Source organism: Chitinophaga sancti (genome assembly GCF_034424315.1).
In the GTDB taxonomy this organism is placed as follows: Bacteria; Bacteroidota; Bacteroidia; order Chitinophagales; family Chitinophagaceae; genus Chitinophaga; species Chitinophaga sancti.
The window spans coordinates 4074755-4093099 of the sequence record NZ_CP139972.1 but is presented as its reverse complement, the minus strand read 5'-3'; the positions used below and the strand labels follow the sequence as shown (position 1 = coordinate 4093099).

The 18345-nt window shown below is 44.5% G+C and carries 15 protein-coding genes; 3 read left to right on the top strand and 12 right to left on the bottom strand.

Going from position 1 to position 18345, the window contains the following annotated elements:
• Positions 1-150: 150 nt before the first annotated feature.
• From U0033_RS15740 to ubiE, 4 genes are all read right to left on the bottom strand, one after another.
• Positions 151-1479: a MutS-related protein gene (locus U0033_RS15740; RefSeq protein WP_072359322.1), complete on the bottom strand. Its 1329-nt coding sequence runs from the start codon at positions 1477-1479 to the stop codon at positions 151-153.
• Between the two features lie 187 nt (positions 1480-1666).
• On the bottom strand, positions 1667-3013 hold the full coding sequence (locus tag U0033_RS15735; protein ID WP_072359320.1) for a dihydroorotase: 1347 nt from the start codon (positions 3011-3013) through the stop codon (positions 1667-1669).
• A 122-nt stretch (positions 3014-3135) separates the two neighbouring features.
• On the bottom strand, positions 3136-3753 hold the full coding sequence (porT, locus tag U0033_RS15730; RefSeq protein WP_245801749.1) for a type IX secretion/gliding motility protein PorT/SprT: 618 nt from the start codon (positions 3751-3753) through the stop codon (positions 3136-3138).
• A 59-nt stretch (positions 3754-3812) separates the two neighbouring features.
• Entirely contained in the window at positions 3813-4547 is a 735-nt protein-coding gene (gene ubiE, locus U0033_RS15725) for a bifunctional demethylmenaquinone methyltransferase/2-methoxy-6-polyprenyl-1,4-benzoquinol methylase UbiE (protein ID WP_072359316.1), read from the bottom strand.
• Positions 4548-4647: 100 nt separating this feature from the next.
• Between ubiE and yihA the strand changes: the two genes are divergently transcribed.
• Entirely contained in the window at positions 4648-5256 is a 609-nt protein-coding gene (yihA, locus tag U0033_RS15720) for a ribosome biogenesis GTP-binding protein YihA/YsxC (protein ID WP_072359314.1), read from the top strand.
• Positions 5257-5379: 123 nt separating this feature from the next.
• Here the strand turns inward: yihA and U0033_RS15715 are convergent, their stop codons facing one another.
• From U0033_RS15715 to U0033_RS15685, 7 genes are all read right to left on the bottom strand, one after another.
• Positions 5380-5796 (bottom strand): hypothetical protein, encoded by a 417-nt coding sequence (locus tag U0033_RS15715; RefSeq protein ID WP_072359313.1) that lies wholly within the window; start codon positions 5794-5796, stop codon positions 5380-5382.
• Between the two features lie 215 nt (positions 5797-6011).
• A complete protein-coding gene (locus U0033_RS15710; protein ID WP_072359311.1) occupies positions 6012-6485 on the bottom strand; it encodes a ribonuclease H-like YkuK family protein in 474 nt (157 codons plus the stop codon).
• 275 nt (positions 6486-6760) lie between these two features.
• The gene (locus U0033_RS15705; RefSeq protein ID WP_072359309.1) at positions 6761-7129 is read right to left on the bottom strand and encodes a CoA-binding protein; all 369 of its coding nucleotides are present in this window, start codon (positions 7127-7129) and stop codon (positions 6761-6763) included.
• 227 nt (positions 7130-7356) lie between these two features.
• Complete coding sequence (locus U0033_RS15700) at positions 7357-7863, bottom strand: GbsR/MarR family transcriptional regulator (protein ID WP_072359307.1); 507 nt, start codon at positions 7861-7863, stop codon at positions 7357-7359.
• Between the two features lie 155 nt (positions 7864-8018).
• The gene (locus U0033_RS15695) at positions 8019-9632 is read right to left on the bottom strand and encodes a pyruvate dehydrogenase complex dihydrolipoamide acetyltransferase (RefSeq protein ID WP_072359305.1); all 1614 of its coding nucleotides are present in this window, start codon (positions 9630-9632) and stop codon (positions 8019-8021) included.
• A gap of 89 nt (positions 9633-9721) precedes the next feature.
• Complete coding sequence (locus U0033_RS15690; RefSeq protein ID WP_072359303.1) at positions 9722-11698, bottom strand: DNA polymerase III subunit gamma/tau; 1977 nt, start codon at positions 11696-11698, stop codon at positions 9722-9724.
• Between the two features lie 211 nt (positions 11699-11909).
• The gene (locus U0033_RS15685; RefSeq protein ID WP_072359301.1) at positions 11910-14024 is read right to left on the bottom strand and encodes a M48 family metallopeptidase; all 2115 of its coding nucleotides are present in this window, start codon (positions 14022-14024) and stop codon (positions 11910-11912) included.
• A 400-nt stretch (positions 14025-14424) separates the two neighbouring features.
• Between U0033_RS15685 and U0033_RS15680 the strand changes: the two genes are divergently transcribed.
• On the top strand, positions 14425-15612 hold the full coding sequence (locus U0033_RS15680; RefSeq protein WP_177318578.1) for an ATP-binding protein: 1188 nt from the start codon (positions 14425-14427) through the stop codon (positions 15610-15612).
• A 119-nt stretch (positions 15613-15731) separates the two neighbouring features.
• On the opposite strand, the gene U0033_RS15675 is transcribed toward U0033_RS15680, so the two are convergent.
• Positions 15732-16895 carry a hypothetical protein gene (locus U0033_RS15675; protein ID WP_072359297.1) on the bottom strand — a complete coding sequence of 388 codons (1164 nt, stop codon included), beginning with the start codon at positions 16893-16895 and terminating at the stop codon, positions 15732-15734.
• Between the two features lie 158 nt (positions 16896-17053).
• On the opposite strand from U0033_RS15675, the gene U0033_RS15670 reads away from it, so the two are divergent.
• Positions 17054-18304, top strand: a complete 1251-nt coding sequence (locus U0033_RS15670; protein ID WP_072359295.1) for an efflux RND transporter periplasmic adaptor subunit — start codon at positions 17054-17056, stop codon at positions 18302-18304.
• Positions 18305-18345 lie beyond the last annotated feature (41 nt).

Sequence of the window (18345 nt, the reverse complement as noted above, 5' to 3'; positions counted from 1 at the left end):
GAAATAGTTTGTTATTGAATATAATGAAAAAATCTCATCTACCCTGAGCAGATGAGATTTTTTTTATAAGTGAGTAGCCGGTTAATTTTTCTGTAGGGAGCCAGTTCATCTTTTTTCAGTCTTGAAATCTGTTCCCGGTATTATAAGCTGTTATTTTATTTCATTCAACAAATCCAACACCTTTTCGCGTTTCAATATTAAATAACCAATCTTCTCCTTTGCTATCCCATCTTTCAACTGATAAGTAAAATATAAATTATCCTCCAGCACCTGTGATTCAAAATACTTGAACTTGATATTTGACGCACCTTTCAGCTCCTCTGCAATTTCGTAGAGGTGTGTGGATAAGATGAATAAACAGTTTGTACTTTTCAGCAATCCATTGATCACCGCTAATGAACAATTCTTTGCATCCTCCACATTCGTTCCTTTGAACATCTCATCTATCAGCACCAACCATTTTCTACCATCATTAATTTTGATGATCGTATTTTTTATACGCTGCACTTCATTAAAGAAGAATGATTCCCCTTTAAAAATATTGTCCTGCACCTGGATATTACTAAATATCCCATTGAAGAAGCTACACTTCATCTCTGTAGCGGGAACACCCATCCCGATATGCGCCAGGAATACAGCTACACCCACGGCTTTGATGAATGTCGTTTTTCCCGCCATATTCGCACCTGTCAAAAACATGAAGTGTGATTGTGGTGTGATGGATACATTGTAAGATACCGGCTTCGCTAAGATAGGATGATACAGATCTTTGATCTCTACATATGGATGTGGTGTATCGTCAAATGTGGGGAATTGCAGATTGAAATGACGTACAGCTTTTGACATCGCGTACATTGCATCCAGCCTGCTATAGAGGTCTAATAATTCCTGAATGGTTTTGCGATGTTTCCTGCGGATGTAATGATCGTGACGCAGGATCTGCATGAAAGATACGGGGCCTGCTGCATCTGCAGCAATGATGTCGTTGAATTCTTTTTGATATAATAAATGATGCGCCCTGTCTAACAAATTTTTCAGATCGCGGGGTGTATTATCAGCATTATAGGTGTTGACTAATAAACGGAAACCTTTGAGCAGGTTGAGTAGCTGTGTGAAAGAAAATTTGATGAATCCGTAATCAGGATTGTACATCAGTTTTGTCACGACAGCACTCACTACGAGTGTTAAACCTTCGGGATTGCCGATAGGTTCTATTTGTGCATCGAGGTAGTTTTCCATCACTACGATGGTACCGTTAGTGATGTCTGCCGGCCAGCGGTCTTCCTGCTGTATGAGGTAGTTTAAAGATTTTTGTCTGTGCTCTATGGCAGCGATATCTTTCAGCGGATTTGCATACATCTGTCTGAGATAATGTCTGCCGCCTGTTGTTGTCGTGAAATCCAGTTTATGAAAGAGGGAGAATTCTTCTTCCCTGTTGAATATTGACAGGTCGTAATAGGTCGTATTATCTAGTTCCATTGCACAGGCTTTTATGTAGGTGAATATACGGAAATATGTCGCTTTATTTACAGATGAGTAATGGTGTGGATTCCATAAATGTGAGGGAAATAAATAGCCCTGATTATTGTTACCGAAGGTAGCAATGATCAGGGCTATGCGGTATCTGGTCTGTTGTCAGTTCCAGGAGTATCTGATTGCAGGGAGACTACCTGTTGAATACCAAACGCTGTCCTTTCTCACTTTCATTGAACACGCCATTCTCATAAGCAAGGTGTCCGCTTACAAAAGTATGCGTCACTGCTGCCGGGAATGTATGCTCTTCCAGCGGAGACCATCCACATTTATAATGGAGGTTACTCTTTTCTACCATTGTTGCCTGTTGCAGGTCTACGATTACGCAGTCTGCAAAATAGCCTTCCCGCAGGTATCCTCTTTCTTTTATCTGGAAACAGATAGCAGGCGCATGTGACATTTTCTCTACCACTTTTTCCAGGGTGATATTGCCTTTGGATACATGCTCCAGCATCATGAGCAGGCTGTGCTGCACTAATGGAACGCCGGATGGCGCCTGTAAATAAGGTTGTTGTTTTTCTTCCCAGGTGTGAGGGGCGTGGTCGGTGGCAATGATGTCCAGCCGATCGTCCAGCAGGCCCTGCCAGAGTGCATGTTTATTGTGTGCGGCCTTGATGGCGGGATTACATTTTATGAGATTGCCATAGCGTGCGTAATCATCAGCGGTGAAATACAGGTGATGCACACATACTTCAGCGGTAATACGTTTTTCTGCGAGTGGCAGCATGTTGCTGAATAACTGTAATTCCTTTTCTGTGGAGATATGCAGAATGTGCAGACGGGAATTGTGTTTTTTAGCAAACTGGATGGCGACCAGTGAGGACTCGAAACACCCTTCTTCATTGCGGATCAGGGGATGGTAAGCTGCGGTCAGGTTTTCCGGACCTACTTCCTGTTTGTATTTTTCGAGATTGGTTTTGATAATATTTTCGTCTTCACAGTGTGTGGCAATGAGCACTTCGCTACCACCAAAGATGCGCTCCAGGGTTACGTAGTTATCGACCAGCATATTGCCGGTTGAGGAGCCCATGAAGATCTTTACACCGCAGATGCGGTCTTTCTTTTCGTTTGTTTTCAGCACTTCATCAGCGTTGTCGTTGGATACGCCCATGAAGAAAGAGTAGTTGGCCAGGGAGTGATGCTCACCGATTTTATATTTGTCTTCCAGCAGCTCTTGTGTAAGGGCAGCGGGAACGGTGTTGGGCATTTCCATGAAACTGGTGGTACCTCCGGCTACAGCTGCACGGGATTCTGTGTAGATGTTTGCTTTGTGGGTGAGGCCTGGTTCGCGGAAGTGCACCTGGTCGTCGATGACACCGGGGAGAAGGTGTTTGCCTTCGCCGTTGATTTCGGTGTATTGTCCGCTGATGCTGATCTGCGGCGCAATTTTTTCGATACGGCCATTGCTGATAAGGACATCCCGGACAGCGGTACTGCCTTCATTGACTACGGATATATTGCGGATGATATATGTCTGCATGCCGCAAAGATAGTGCAAAGTGTCTTCGGGAGGAAGAGGGAAATTCGGGTGTATGAGTTTCGAAAATGTATGATTAAGCTTCCGGATGGAAGGCGTAGGTATAGGTTTTGAAAACTCTGTGATTAACCTTCCAGGTGAATAGAGAACACGATCATACGAGACTTGAGTGACTCAATGACGTTGGAGTAACGGAGGTTCTTATCTTTCACCTGCATATTTGAAAGACCATTACTGATCTTAAACTCTGGTGAGAAGATAAAGCTGGGGAAGTAGAACTCAAAGCCTGCGCCTACTTCGTAGCCATAGTCACCCGCCTTGATCTTTACGAGATCTTCTGCACGACGTGCGCGGGCATTGGAGGCCAGGTCATAATCGTATTTCAGACCAGCGATTACGTAAACGCGCATATTATCGATACGATCTGACTTGAACTTAACCTGTAAAGGGAATTGAAGGAGGATGGATTCAATATTTTTAGTGGTTTCCCGGGTAGGGAAGTTTTCTCTGTAGTATAAATTTTTCGAGGCGAATGACAATTGCGGATTCAGGCGAAGGTCAAAGTATTCGCTCAGGCGTACATTGCCCAGCAGACCGAGGTTAAATCCATAGGTCTTGAGGGGCTCTACTACCATGATAGAGTCCTGATGCAGGAAAACCGCATCGTGCAGGAGTTTGAAATAGGAGTTGTTGGCTGCGAGCGTGATACCAAAGTAATAGGGCTTGGCATCGTGTTCTTCCATGTTCAGAACGGTTTGCGCCTGCGCGCCTTTTGTATTACATAGGATAGCCAGTATCAATACTAGCGGGAAGCGCAATAAATAGAGCTGATGCCGAATGTGAGTTTTTTGCATGTCACTGCTTGAAAGCCGGTATTAGTTAAAATATTACACATTTCCTGACCTTGGGGGAACGCTTTCACAGATTCGGGAAGGTAGCTATATGCTGCCTGACTCTTTGCAATCCATTTTCCGATCAGGGGTGTAATATAGCGAAAATACAAATTATATAATTGTTTAATAGGAAAAACTGTTGGATTAGAGAATTCTAATATTACCAGTTTTCCGCCCGGCTTTAATACACGCAACATTTCAGCCAGTCCTTTTTCCAGATTCTCGAAGTTGCGAACACCGTATGCGACCGTTATTGCATCAAACGTATTATCAGGAAAACTTATTGTTTCGCTATCTCCCAGCTGCAGGGTAATTTTGTCAGAAAGGCCCAGGTTATTGATTTTTTCCCGGCCGAATGAGAGCATGCCTTCAGAGATGTCGATACCGGTGATGGTATCGGGGTTGAGCATCTTGTTGGCCATGATGGCGAAGTCGCCTGTACCTGTGGCCACGTCCAGCATCTTTTTGGGTTGGAGGGATTTCAGCAGTTTGAGGGCTTTTTTACGCCACATGATATCGATCCCGAGGGACATAAAGTGGTTTAAAAAGTCATAGCGATGAGCAATATCATTGAACATTGTCGCTATTTGTTCCTTCTTGCTTAATTTTGACGCGGCAAACGGTACTACTTTCTTATCTGACATAGCCCGCAAAGTTAGGGTGTTCTTGTTGATAAGTAAAATACTAATCATCATGTACGGGGCCAATTAGTGAAATTTTTTCTAAAAAGTGAGACTTTAAAATATGATTATAAAATCTGCAGAGTATCTAATTAGTAGTCCCGAATGGGAGAAATGTCCTACTCCGAATCTGCCGGAGTATGCGTTTATTGGCAGGTCGAATGTGGGTAAGTCCTCGCTGATCAATATGTTAGCGAATAATGAGAAGTTGGCCAAGACGTCTGGTACGCCTGGAAAGACGCAGTTGATCAACCATTTCCTGGTGAATAAGGATTGGTACCTGGTGGACTTGCCGGGGTATGGGTTTGCGAAAGTGAGCCAGTCTCAGCGGAGGAGTTGGGAGAAAATGATTGAGAATTATTTGCGGAAGCGTCCGAACCTGGTGAATGTGTTTGTGTTGATTGATAGCAGGCATGAGCCGCAGAAGCTGGATATTGATTTTGTCAACCAGTTGGGTGAGTGGCAGATTCCGTTTAACCTGGTGTTTACGAAGGCGGATAAGAGTACGCAGGCGGAGACGAGTAAGAATGTGAAGGCATTTTTGAATAAGTTGAGGGAGAATTGGGAGTTTTTGCCGGCGAATTTTGTGACGAGTACGGTGAAAAAGATGGGGAGGGATAAGATACTGGCGTTTATTGATGAAATGAATATGCAGTTCAGGGCGATTGCATAGGGGGATTTAATGCAAACCGGTTAGGTTGAGTTCCTGGATGGGGGATTTTTCTGGCAATAAGATTCTTTGTTCAGGGTGAAATGCCTGAACGGTATACGATAATATGTGAATAAAGGGGCGCTGTTACAGTGCTCCTTTATTTTTTACCCGTACGTAAGTGGCTTTGATTCCATCGGTGAGGTGCACCGCTGAAAGGTATAGCGTATCGTTCGAGTGGCAGAAGGTGCAGCTGTAAATCCTTGGATTCCATGGGTCCTTGTCAGAGACGAGGTAAGGGAGACGATCTGCTTTGAAGGCCATGAGAAATGATTCCCTGCTGACGAGGGTATCGTGGCGATAGGTGAGCATATTGTTCCCATTGAAAGTAATGGTGTTGAGTGCACTACTATCTACCAGGCTGAGATGCTTGCCGGAAACGGTTTGTACCAGTCGCCAGCTACCTTGTAATTTGCTGGATGGATTGTCTGCAAGATTCTCTTTTTTGCAGGCATAGGTTGCTAATAACGCTATAAGTGTGACAGTGACAGACGTGGGTCTCATTTTGATCCCTTTAGTTGATTGTAGGTTGTTGTTGTAAGTAGGATAAAAGATACGAAGAAATTTTGAGAAATGATAGGGGGAAGAGGAGAGAGCTTTTAAAAAATTGAGTTCTTGTTTAGGGAAGAATTTTGAAGGAGTTTTTCAGGAGGTAAAGGGGATAGGTTCCCTGGATGTGTGGCCACACATCCCAGACTTAAAAGCGGTGGCATTGTTTATCAGTTCACTACCTTATCGGCACAGCAGCTACTGGCAAATGCGTCTGGCTTGGCTTTGAAGGCGAAGCCCATACCCAGTATATAACCCATGGCTTCGCGTAAGGCCAGGTTACTTTTGAACTGGGGGTTTGTGTTAATGTCCGCATGTACTTCCATGTCTACATCGTAGTCAGTAAACATGTCGCAGAGTTCGTAGGCGATCTCGATGCTCTTGGCTACTTCTATGAGCATACGCTCTTTGATAGAGTAGACGTCATGTGTTTTTTCATTGTGGATGAACATGAATCCTCCATGTCCTTCGCGCAGGAAAACAATGACGGTAGCGAATTCTGTGTCGATACCTTTGACCTGAGAGTCAGTGCCGATGCATACTTTGAGGTGAAAGCCTTTGGCTGTTTCGCGGATGATGGCCTGGCGGACTTCTTCCTTAATTGGCAATTGGATTTGTTCGCCGTTGAATCTTCTCCATTTCATGATATATATATGATTAGAGTGAAAAGGCGGTGTTGGGTAATAAAGCCAGTCGATGTTTCAGAGCCTTGCGGTGGGGATATCAGGATAACCGAATATACTAATTATTTGAATAGGTTGGGTGTGGTATATATGTAAAAGGGAGGTGTGGCGGGTGAGACCCTGGTAAGACAGGTTGGGTGGTGGTATTCATGCGAAGATCAGGTGACTGCGTGGTATTCATATAAAAAAGGAGGGTTCAGCTTTTGGCCGAACCCTCCCTTTTTTGAAAAAAGCAATCAATATTGTCCGGTACTCAGGAGTACCAATGTGCAAGCTTCGAGTGTATCAATCCCTTTTTCTCCGGCCATTTTCGCCAGTTCGTCATTTTCTGTACCGGGATTGAAGATGATGCGTTTAGGATGCAGGTTCATGATGTAATCATAATATTCTTTCTGATTGCCCGGATTCATATACAGGGTTACAGTATCTACATCTTCCTGCGATGGATGATCAGTGCTGATGGGGATATTACCAATCTGTGCAGCCTTTTTACCAATGGCTACTACAGGATGTCCATGCGCTGTCAATTTGTTTACAGCCAGAAAACTATATCTGTCGGGATTAGGTGAAGCGCCTAATACCACTGTTTTTTTCTTATCGCTCATGCTTGTATTATACAAACTTTACACCAGAAGCCTGATGGAAGGGATGATACCGTCGTACTGACAGGTGGGGGAGGTATTATTTTCGATGGCGGGTTTGGTGAAATGTAGTGCCAGTGGGGAAAGCGGCGGATGCAAGTGCTTAACTGATTTTCAGGCGCAGTATTATTGTTGTGCCATTGAGGCAGGATGATGAGCACGGCAATTAAAAACGTCGTTTATAAATTACATTATTTAAACAACTTCATCAGGGTTGAATAGAACCAGTTTGCGTCTGCTTTTACAAATGCATTCAGGGTCTTGTCTGTCTGGTGAGCGAATTTGTTGATCTCTGTAATGGAATCTTTGAACGATTTTACGTGTTTGTCTTTCGGATCGCCTTCTACTTCCTGGAGTTGTTCCAGGGTTTTAAGAATGGGGTCCAGTTCTCTGCGCTTCCTTTCACGGGCTATTTCTTTGGCGACTTTGTAGATGTCTTTTTCTGCGGTGAAGTATTCTTTTCTTTCGCCGGGAACGAGTACGCGGTCTACCAGGCCCCAGTTAATGAGTTCACGCACGTTCATGTTAGTGTTCCCTCTGGAAATGTTTAGCTCTGCCATGATATCTTCTGCACTCAGGGGTTCAGGCATGATCATTAGCAAAGCGTGGATCTGGGCCATGGTCCGGTTGATTCCCCATTGCGCTCCGAGTGAGCCCCATGTTAGGATGAATTGTGCTTTTGCTTCGGCTAATTTCATTACTTCCTTATTGATGGTATAAAGTTATATTATGTTTTTGAACTTTCAAAAGTTAGTGAAAAGTGGGGTGGGGGAAGTAATTGGAATTGTTATTTGATATAATGAAAAGAGCGGCTTCCTACAGGAAGCCGCTCTTTTCATTATATCGTATTGGATTAAACCAGCATTGTAACCGGGTTTTCCAGGTAACCTTTCAGTGTTGCCAGGAACCTTGCGCCTACGGAACCATCTACGCTACGGTGATCGCAGCTCAGGGTCAGTTTCATGATATTAACAGCTTTGAACTGTCCTTTCTCAGAAATGACTGTTTCCTTGATACCACCAACAGCCAGGATTGCAGAATCCGGCGGATTGATGATGGCGGTGAACTCATCGATACCCATCATACCCAGGTTAGAGATAGTGAAGGTATTACCGCTGAAGTCCTGTGGTTGCAGTTTCTTGTTTTTCGCTTTGTCGTACAGACCTTTAGCATCAGCTGCGATCTGGCTCAGGGATTTCTGATCAGCGAAGCGGATAACCGGTACGATCAGACCATCTTCGATAGCTACAGCGGAACCAATGTGTATATGTTGGTTCTGGCGGATGAAATCACCCATCCAGCTGCTGTTTACATCAGGATGCTGGCGCAGGGCCAGGGCAGCTGCCTTGATCACCATATCATTGAAGGAGATCTTAACAGGAGAAACCTCGTTAATTGCTTTACGGGCATCCATTGCCTTATCCATATTAACATCTACTTTGAGGTAGAAGTGAGGAGCAGTGAATTTGCTTTCGCTCAGGCGTTTAGCGATTACTTTACGCATCTGAGTCAGCGGAATATCGGTATAACCTTCCTGACCGGCAGGTGCAAATGCAGGAGCAGCTGATTTTGCAACAGCTGGTGCAGGAGCGGTGGTAGCAGGTGCTGCAGATGGAACGAAGCCGTCCACATCTTTCTTCACGATTCTACCGTTATCACCGGAACCGGTTACTTTATTAATATCGATACCTTTTTCCTGTGCCAGTTTCTTAGCCAGTGGAGATGCTTTCACACGACCATTAGCGTCAGTCGCAGCTTCAGGAGTTGCGGCAGGAGCAGCATTTGCAACAGGAGCAGCAGCAGCTGGCTTAGCACCACCTTCAGCAGCCAGGATAGCATCTACGTTCGTACCCTTTTTACCTACGATAGCGATGATACCATTTACTTTGGCAGCATCACCTTCTTTTACGCCTACATATAATAATTCACCTTCAGCGTAACCAATTACTTCCATGGTTGCCTTATCGGTTTCCACTTCAGCCAGAACGTCGTCGCTTTTTACGGTGTCGCCTACTTTTTTATTCCAGGCTACGATTTTACCTTCTGTCATCGTATCGCTCAGGAGCGGCATACGAATAACAGTAGCATTTTTCAGAGCCTCTGCAGCAGCTGCATTATCAGCAGCTGGCGCTGGTGCAGCAGCCGGAGCTGGTGCCTGAGCTTCAGGTTGAGCCGGTGCAGCGGCAGGAGCGGGAGCAGCACCACCCAGTAAGGACTTGAAGTCTTCACCTGGTTTACCAACGACAGCTATCACTTCATTTACTTTAGCAGCCTTTCCCTTCTCTACACCTATATATAATAAGGTACCCTCTACATATCCCATCACTTCCATGGTGGCCTTATCAGTTTCCACCTCAGCAATTACATCGTCTGCTTTTACGGTATCACCTACCTTTTTATGCCATTCCGCGATCACCCCTTCTGTCATCGTGTCACTCAAAAGGGGCATTCTGATAACTTCTGCCATAGTATTTTTCCAAATTTTGCCTCAAACCTACAAAAGAATTGCGAAATGTGAAAGTTGTATTCTTGTTCTTCTGTGGATTCAAGAGGGTATTAAAAATCGAGTTCTAGATTTAGTTTGTCTTTCAACTCTTTCACGAGCGGATATTTTTCTATCATCTTTGCAAATTTTTCACGGCTGGATAGCGGTGCAGGGCCAATATCCGCAGTTTGCTGTGATTCGTCCAGATGGAGGGTCAGTACCAGGCTGTTGTTCCGGAACTTGTCTTTGAAGAATTGGGAGATGTGCAATTTTTCTTCTTCCATGAAGCGGAATTGCACAATATTCCGGCTCGTGATTCCGATCTCTTCAGCTCCCAGCATGGCGATTACGGCTAGTTGTAAATTGCTTACAACTGTCATTTTGTTAGCCTGGCGGAAGCGGTCGATGAATTCATCCCAGTATACGGAAAGTGCGCCATGCGTCATTGGGATGCTCTCCTGCCTGGTTTCGACGGTTTGCTGTGCGGCAAATGCCTGTTTCATGGCAGCAAGGCCGGATACCTTTGGCACTGTGGCAGCAGGTTTGGAGCTGGTATGTGAAGAACCGGATTGAGAGGTATCATAATGGGAGGTACCCGATTGGGAAGATCCTGCATGAGTGGTTCCATTTTGAGCGGAACCTGATTGAGAAGATCCGGATTGGTTATACCCAGCCTGGGAGGAAACTGATTGAGTAGTTCCTGTTTGAGTATACCCGGTCTGCTGAGCAGCTGTATTTAAACCCTGTTGTACCCCAGTTGACTGTACAGGCACTTTATTTTCTATAGAGAGTTTTGGCTCATCGGCAGCAATGGATGTACTTGTAGCCGGTTGACCTGCTTTAGCGGGTGTTGCCTGTGCAATCGGTGCCCGCAGTTTTTGAGGAGCGGAACCGTCAGCTACCAGTTTTTTTTTTACTACCTCCCCGGTTTGGTCATCACTGACTAAGGTAACTGCCTGTTGCAGGAAACAGAGTTTGATCAGGGCCAATTCCACATGCAAACGTTTATTGCGTGCCATGCGGTAATTGATCTCCGTTTCGTTCAGGAGGTGGAGGGCGGTGATCAGGTAAGAAGGACTGAGTTTACCGGACAACTGGCGGTAACGATCTTTCAGGTTACCACTTACTTCTACCAGGTGGAGAACTTTATCTTCCTTACACAACAGGAGGTTGCGGAGGAATTCAGCCCAGCCGTTCAGGAAGTTATCGCCTTCGAAACCCTTTTGCAGGATCTCGTCAAATATGAGGAGTGCGGAAGCTACATCCTGTTGCAGTACTCCATCCATGATCTTGAAGAAGTAGTCATAGTCAAGGATGTTCAGGTGCTCCAGGGTGTTCTGGTAAGTAAGTTTGCCGCCGGTGAAGGAGACGATTTTATCCAGGGTACTGAGCGAGTCACGCATACAGCCATCGGTCTTTTGCGCTACCAGGTGCAGGGCATCGTTTTCGGCCTGGATGTGTTCTTTCTGACAGATCTCCTGTAAGTGCTCTACCGTGTCCTGGATAGTGATGCGCTTGAAATCGAAGATCTGGCACCGGCTCAGGATAGTGGGGAGGATTTTATGTTTCTCGGTGGTAGCCAGGATAAAAATGGCATAGGAGGGCGGCTCTTCCAGCGTTTTCAGGAATGCATTGAACGCGGAGGAACTGAGCATGTGGACCTCATCTATGATATAGATTTTATATTTACCGGCTTGAGGAGCAAAGCGCACCTGTTCTACGAGGGTACGAATGTCGTCTACAGAGTTGTTGGATGCAGCATCCAGTTCATGGATGTTGAATGAGGAGCCTTCGTTGAAGGAAACGCAGGAGTGACATTGGTTGCAGGCCTCTCCATCGGGTTGGAGATTTTCGCAGTTAATAGTTTTTGCCAGGATACGGGCACAGGTGGTTTTACCCACACCGCGTGGACCGCAGAACAAAAAGGCGTGCGCAAGTTGGTTATTGCGGATAGCGTTTTTGAGCGTGGTGGTAATGTGGGATTGTCCTACTACTGTAGAAAAGTTCTGTGGTCTGTATTTACGGGCAGAAACGATAAAATTCTCCATATTCAAAGGCGGTTCGCGAAGGTCGAAAGTACAGAAAATTCAGGAGAAATGGTTAAAGGGGCATGGGAGGAGGGGGGAAGTGGCCTGCGGCAGTAAGGAAGAGGTGTTTAATTTTTTTAATGAAAGGGTGCTGGTAAGAAAGTAGATTTTTGGGAATACAATTAAGAGAATATAATTATGAGAATTCTATTCAGGCGATTTTATTAAGACATTACAACACCGCTTCCAGCCAGGCCTTCTTCATTAAGATGATACTATTATTATACTGTTCCATCACCGTCGTACTAATCTCATGCAAATTCGTAATCTCTTCCATAACCGGCTCATTCCCATTTACATAACTATAATTAAACCGCAGGAAATGGCTCACCTTTTCCTGCAAGGTATTATCCCATCCTCCTGACACTTCCGACATCTGCTTCAGGCGGAGCAACACCTTCTTTAGCAATACCCCTTCATCTACCAGGCTGTCAAAATAAGGCTGCGCACTGGCTATCGTCAATCCCTGCTCGCTAAACAAGGAACTAACTGAATGAAAAATCCTGCCCACTATATCATTCAACTGCCAGCAAATACCCTGGTGCTCCATGAGCTTGAAATACTTTTCCAGCAATTGCTGTGCAAAGGCGGGATCTTTCTGAAAAGCTACTGTATAATGGTAATGCAATGCCAGCAGATCATGCGCCTGCAACCACTCTGCTTCCTGCCGGATGTGGGTTTGCAACCTGTTACGAACTTTGGCCGCAGCATTGGCCGGGTATTGTTTTCCCTCAAATTCAAAATACCTGGTTTTGATTTGCCCCAGCTGAATGGCATGTAAGGTATCCGCATCCTGAATATCCCTGAAATAAGCCCGCAACCGCTGTACATTATTCTCTGCATATAATAAAGAAATGGATAATGCTGCCATCTGATCATTAGGGAGCGGGGTAATATTCGCTTCAGGTAACAACGGAAACGGGCGATTGTCGTAATACTCATTGAAGACAGCTGGCATTGAGTAATCTTTGATCCTGGTAGCTGTTTCTGCGATGAAGTTTTCCACGGGATAAGGCACATATTGACCCGGTTGCTGTAGAAAAGGTTGATTCAGCAAGGTCGACATTTGCTCTTGCAATTCCTCTGCATGATGAAAGAGTTGCCATGCACTTTCAGGATGCATTGTTTTGCTGATATTCGCTGCCACATAGCGTTGCTCCCTTTCTTCCCTGGAGGGATGCGTAGCCCACTGATCCGGGAGCTGTATCCTGCTCAGTAAAAATGAGCTAAAATAGCTATCTGTTACTAAGGGTAACTGATGTGCATCCAGCGCAATTTCATGTTGAGAAGCATAGAGCCTGATGAGCGAGCGGTGTACTTCATAGATATTTCCAAAGCGTCGTTGCTGCCTTGCCATTTCGGGCAATTGCAGCAGACAATGCTCATAAAAGAACCCACTTATTTCCAGTCTGCGCATGGCCGAAATGGCAGCATCTGTACCTGCTACTTTCAGCGCCACTTCATCCGCATGAAATTCCATTTCCCTTCTCAGGGCCATGTATTGCCTGTTCACCATACCATACATCAACCGCAGGGCCTTTTGTATATCGCTGACTATGCGAAGATTGATACGGGCCAGCAATGCGAATACGATCCACCTGCCTGAGATCCAGCTCATGGTTTTGTGCCAGCTCTGGTTTTCGTAAAGCATATTGTAGATCATTCTGTTCACCGTGTACACATAGCTGGCGAGTTTCATGCTTCGCTGCGAAAAATGACCAAATTCATGTGCGATTGCCATACTGAATTCACTTATGTTCAGACTATTGACAAGCCCTAAACCGATTTCCAGGTTTTTGCCAACGGGCCAGAACATATTCATGAAGCGAACGGGGTAAATGACTGCTGCATTTACGCCGGGAGCGAGGTAGACCTTTTTAGGGAAGCGGGTTTTGGTGCTTTGCGCAATTTTTTGCAGGCAATCAAAAAGTACAGGTTGTTCCTTGCGGGTGATGGGAATGCGCAATGACAAATCCTGTTGCTGCCGGGTGAAAAGAAACTTGACCAGGAATAAGACCTGCATCAAACCCATAAAGATAATTCCTAATCCTGCAATGATGAGCAGGAAGGTGAAGATGGTCATGGGATGGAGCGGTGCAAACATAATAAGGCTGACACCTGCCCAGAGAAAAATGGCGGCGAGGATCCCTGCATATATCAGCAGCAAACCATAAGTGACGAAGAACAGCAGAATGCTGCCCATCATTTTGAGGACCTGCAATCTGAATGAACCCGCAGGTTGGACTGTAGTTGGCTTTTCGGAACCGGCCGAAAAAATGGTGGACATAGTTACAAGCAAGTTAGCATGATGATTGCTTACTAAATATAGTGTTATTTTAAGAAGTAGAATGCTGGAAAGTGAAATTGTAAGAGGAGTGGTGGGTAATTTTTAGGAATATAAAATTAAAATCGATATACAACCTAAGTTGGGCAGCATATTGGAAGGAAGCAAATAAATCACTAACTTAATATTAGCAAAAGCACCACAGAAAGGACCATAATTATCGTGTAGGAAGTAATCTTTAATATTTCAATTTCTTATGATGTCGAGGATGGTCGCATGCAGGTTGACCTCAAGTATTGTGCCCCTCCTGGTACAATTATCCGATAGTATTTTTGTCATTAGCATCGCACTGTTTTTTCTATTTGTAGCAATTGTTGCTATTGTCATGAACTATCGCCTGCGAATGCAATTAAACAAAACACAATCTGACTTGTCTGATTCTTTAAAAGGCAAGCTGGATATGATTTCAAACTTCAACAGAGAAGTTCGTACCCCACTAAATGCCATTATCGGCATGAGTGAACAACTGACGCATACCCCAATGGATAAGGAACAGCGGGAACTGCTACATGCCATAGAACGTGCTGCTGGTATGCTGCTTCGCATCATGACCGATGCCCAGGAAGTATATCACCTGGCAAAAGATGATATACAACTGGACCCACAGCCCTTTGAAATCTATACCGTTTTTTATGCTGTAACTGAAGAAAGAAGAAAAATAGCAATTGATAAACATTTATACTTTGATGCCGTTTATGATGGTGATCAATACCTGCGTGTAATGGGTGATGCGCTGCGACTAAAACAGGTGATGCAACACCTGATTGACAACGCTATCAGGTACACTTCAACGGGAGGTGTACAAGTGATATTACGTGTGTCAAAAGCTATTGAGGACAAAGTTGTCGTTCACCTGGAAGTGAAAGATACAGGCGCTGGAATTCCTGGAAATATTCTACCCAATTTGTTTACCTACTATTCATTTCCACGTCCTCCGCACATGGCAGCGGTGAGTGGTACCGGGTTGGGTTTGTCGATTGTTCAGAAGATACTTCGATTGCATGGGAGTGATATTCATGTTGAAAGTGCGCAGGGCAAAGGCAGTTGTTTTTCTTTTAAAATTACTTATCAGTTAGCGGAGGTGCAGACGCTGGTCATTACCCGGAGAGAACAGGAGGAAATGACTGGTAGTTTTATGGAAGGCAGGAATATCCTGGTAGCTGATGACCAGGAAATGAACCTTGTTTTGTTATCCCATATCCTGAGCCGCTGGAAGTGTAATTTTGATAAGGCAAAGGACGGAATTGCAGCATATGAATTGTTTTCCCGTCATGAGTATGACATGGTATTGCTGGATATACAGATGCCGGGAATGACAGGTTTGGAAGTGGTGAGGAAGATCCGGGAGGATCGTAATGTACTCAAAGCAAATGTGCCTGTGCTGGCAATTACCTCGGATATTACGCTGACTGAGAATAGCCGGTATAGAGATTTAGGTTTTAATGATTGTATGCTGAAACCTTTCAGGGAAAAAGATATTTACAACACCATCATCAGGCATTTGCCTCCGGCAGATGTAAAGGCTTTATAAGTAAAGAGCTTGTATCAAATGTATTTGGAGGCACTGAGAATCTTAAAAATGAAGATGCTCAGCTTCAGGTATCCGAATTAAATCCGGGAAATTTTACTTCTGATACAAGCTCTTTTATTTTAAACAAGTTGTGGATGACGTTTGAATTCTTTGGTTCTGTCGAAGAGGTAACGATAAGTTGTTAACTTTCGGGTGATGGTAGTTCCCAGTCCCTCCGCCATGTTGATCATTTTGGGATTGAAATCACCAATCCATTGCATCTCATATTTTTCATATTGCAGCTTGTACTGGATAATAGCACCACCTTCCATGATCATGTAAGCATCAGCTCCTTTACCCTGAAATTCGGGTACGATTCCAAATAAGATACCTGTAAAAGTTTTGGTACCGCGGGTCCATTTCATCCATAGGAGTTGAAGCTTCTGCAGCAGCCCGAATTTTCCATTCATGTGTTTGAAATATTCGTTCAGGGATGGTAAATTCAACCAGGCACCGATCGGCTCATTATTATGGTAAATGAACCACACCAGTTTTTCATCCATTACAGGTTTCATTTGATTAAACAATTTCAGGGCCTGCTGGAATCCCATTTCCTTATTACCTCCGTGTCCTGCCCATGCTTTATTATATACATGTACAAAGTCTTTTACGTACTTCTCCATCTGGTTCTTTTTCAGGTGGCGGGAAGAGAATGCGGGATCTGCTGCTATGGCTGCGTGGCGGGTATAGAATTTGTCCTGTACACGCTCTTTTACATTCAGGCCATAACAGTACTGGTGGAAAAACGGCTTGAAGCCATAGTTTTCCATCAGGTCTTTATAAAAAGGGGGATTGAAGTTCATTCCATATAATGGCTCATGAAAACCTTCAACGACCAAACCCCACCAGTTATTCCTTTCACCGAAGTTGATCGGGCCGTCCATGGCTCCCATTCCTCTCGCTTTCAGCCAGTCGCGGGCATGGTCAAAGAGAAAGTTGGCGGCCTGCTGATCATTGATCACATCGAAGAACCCGATACCACCTGTAGGTTGTTCATCTCCCTTGGTCTTATATTTTTTATTGACAAATGCGGCTATACGGCCTATCAGTTTGCCACTATCATCTTTCAGCAACCAGCGGACTAACTCTCCGTGGCGAAAGGCCTTGTTCTTTTCTGTATCAAACACGGCATTGATATCTCTGTCCAGCGGGCGGACCCATCCGGGTACATCTTTATTCAGCAGCACATGAACGTCTAAAAACTGCTTTGCTGTATGTTTATCATTTACAATCACCAGTTCCATAGGGAAAATTTAGAGGTGCAAAAATAACGATTGCTAAATATATAATAAGGAAGAAGAATTATCAGTTTTAACATTTATTTTTCAAAAGACCTTATACTTTTATAGGGTAGCTGTATGCAACTTAGTGACTCAGGTATCCCTTAATCCACGTATTAACTATGTTCAAACGCCGTAAATGGCTGTTTTTAGCCCTTGCAATCCCTGTTATTGCGGTAACCTATTTTTTTCTGACTGGCAAAGCTGCGGACAATAGTATTATCGTTAAAGTTAAGAAAGGCAATTTCCGCGATGTAGTCAACTGTTCAGGAGAGCTGGAAGCCGAGAATACGGTGTACATCTCTGCTCCTAATGACTTGCAGTCGAATCAGATCTATGATGAGATCAAGATCCAGGACATGGTAGCCGAAGGTACGCATGTACAGGAGGGTGGTTACATCGCTACTTTAGATCCTTCGCTTGTCAACAAAAAGATCAGTGATATTCAGCTGGAAGTTGAAAAGGCTAATTCAGAAATCATCCAGACTTCGCTGGACACTGCGCTCACCTTACGTGAGAGCCGTGACCAGATGGCAAACCTGCTCTTCCAGATGGAGCAGAAAAAACTAGCTTTGGAACTTAGTAAGTATGAACCTCCTGCTACTATCAGGCAGGCGGAGATTGACCTGGACAAAGCTAAGCGTGACCATGAGCAGATGAAGGAGAATTACAAGATCAAACAGCAGCAGGCCGCTACCAAAATGATTCAGGCCAGGCGGAATTCTGATGAACTGAGCATGCGCATCAAACGACTGGAAGATTTGCGGGATCGGTTTGTGATCAAGTCAGGCAAGAGTGGATTGCTGGTGTATATCAATGACTGGTCTACCGGAGGCAAAAAGAAAACAGGATCAGTAGTAAGACCCTGGGATCCACGTGTAGCCATGCTACCAGATCTCTCTTCGATGTTGTCAAAAGTGTATATCAATGAAGTTGATATCAGCAAAATACATCAGTCTCAAAAAGTGACTATGGGGCTGGATGCATTTCCTGAAGTAAAGATGCAAGGGGTGGTGAAGACGGTGGCCAATATCGGGGAAACCCGGCCAGGTGCTACTGCGAAAGTGTTCGAGGTGATGATCAAACTGAATAGGGTAGATTCTATACTGAAGCCGGGGATGACGACTTCTAATAACATCCTGGTAAATGAAATTGCAGCAAAACTGATAATACCATTGGAAGCGGTGTTTGCAAGTGGTAATATCAGTTATGTATATACGAGACAAGGAGGGAATATTGAGAAGCAACAGGTTAAACTGGGTAAGTCCAACGAAGATGAGGTTATTGTAGAAAAGGGCCTGGGAGAAGGAGACATTGTATATCTGTCAGTGCCTGAAAATGCCAGGGAAAAGAAAATCAATTTATTAAAATAGCTCATTCTGTAGCAGGAAAAAATTGACCGGTGAGCGCCGGA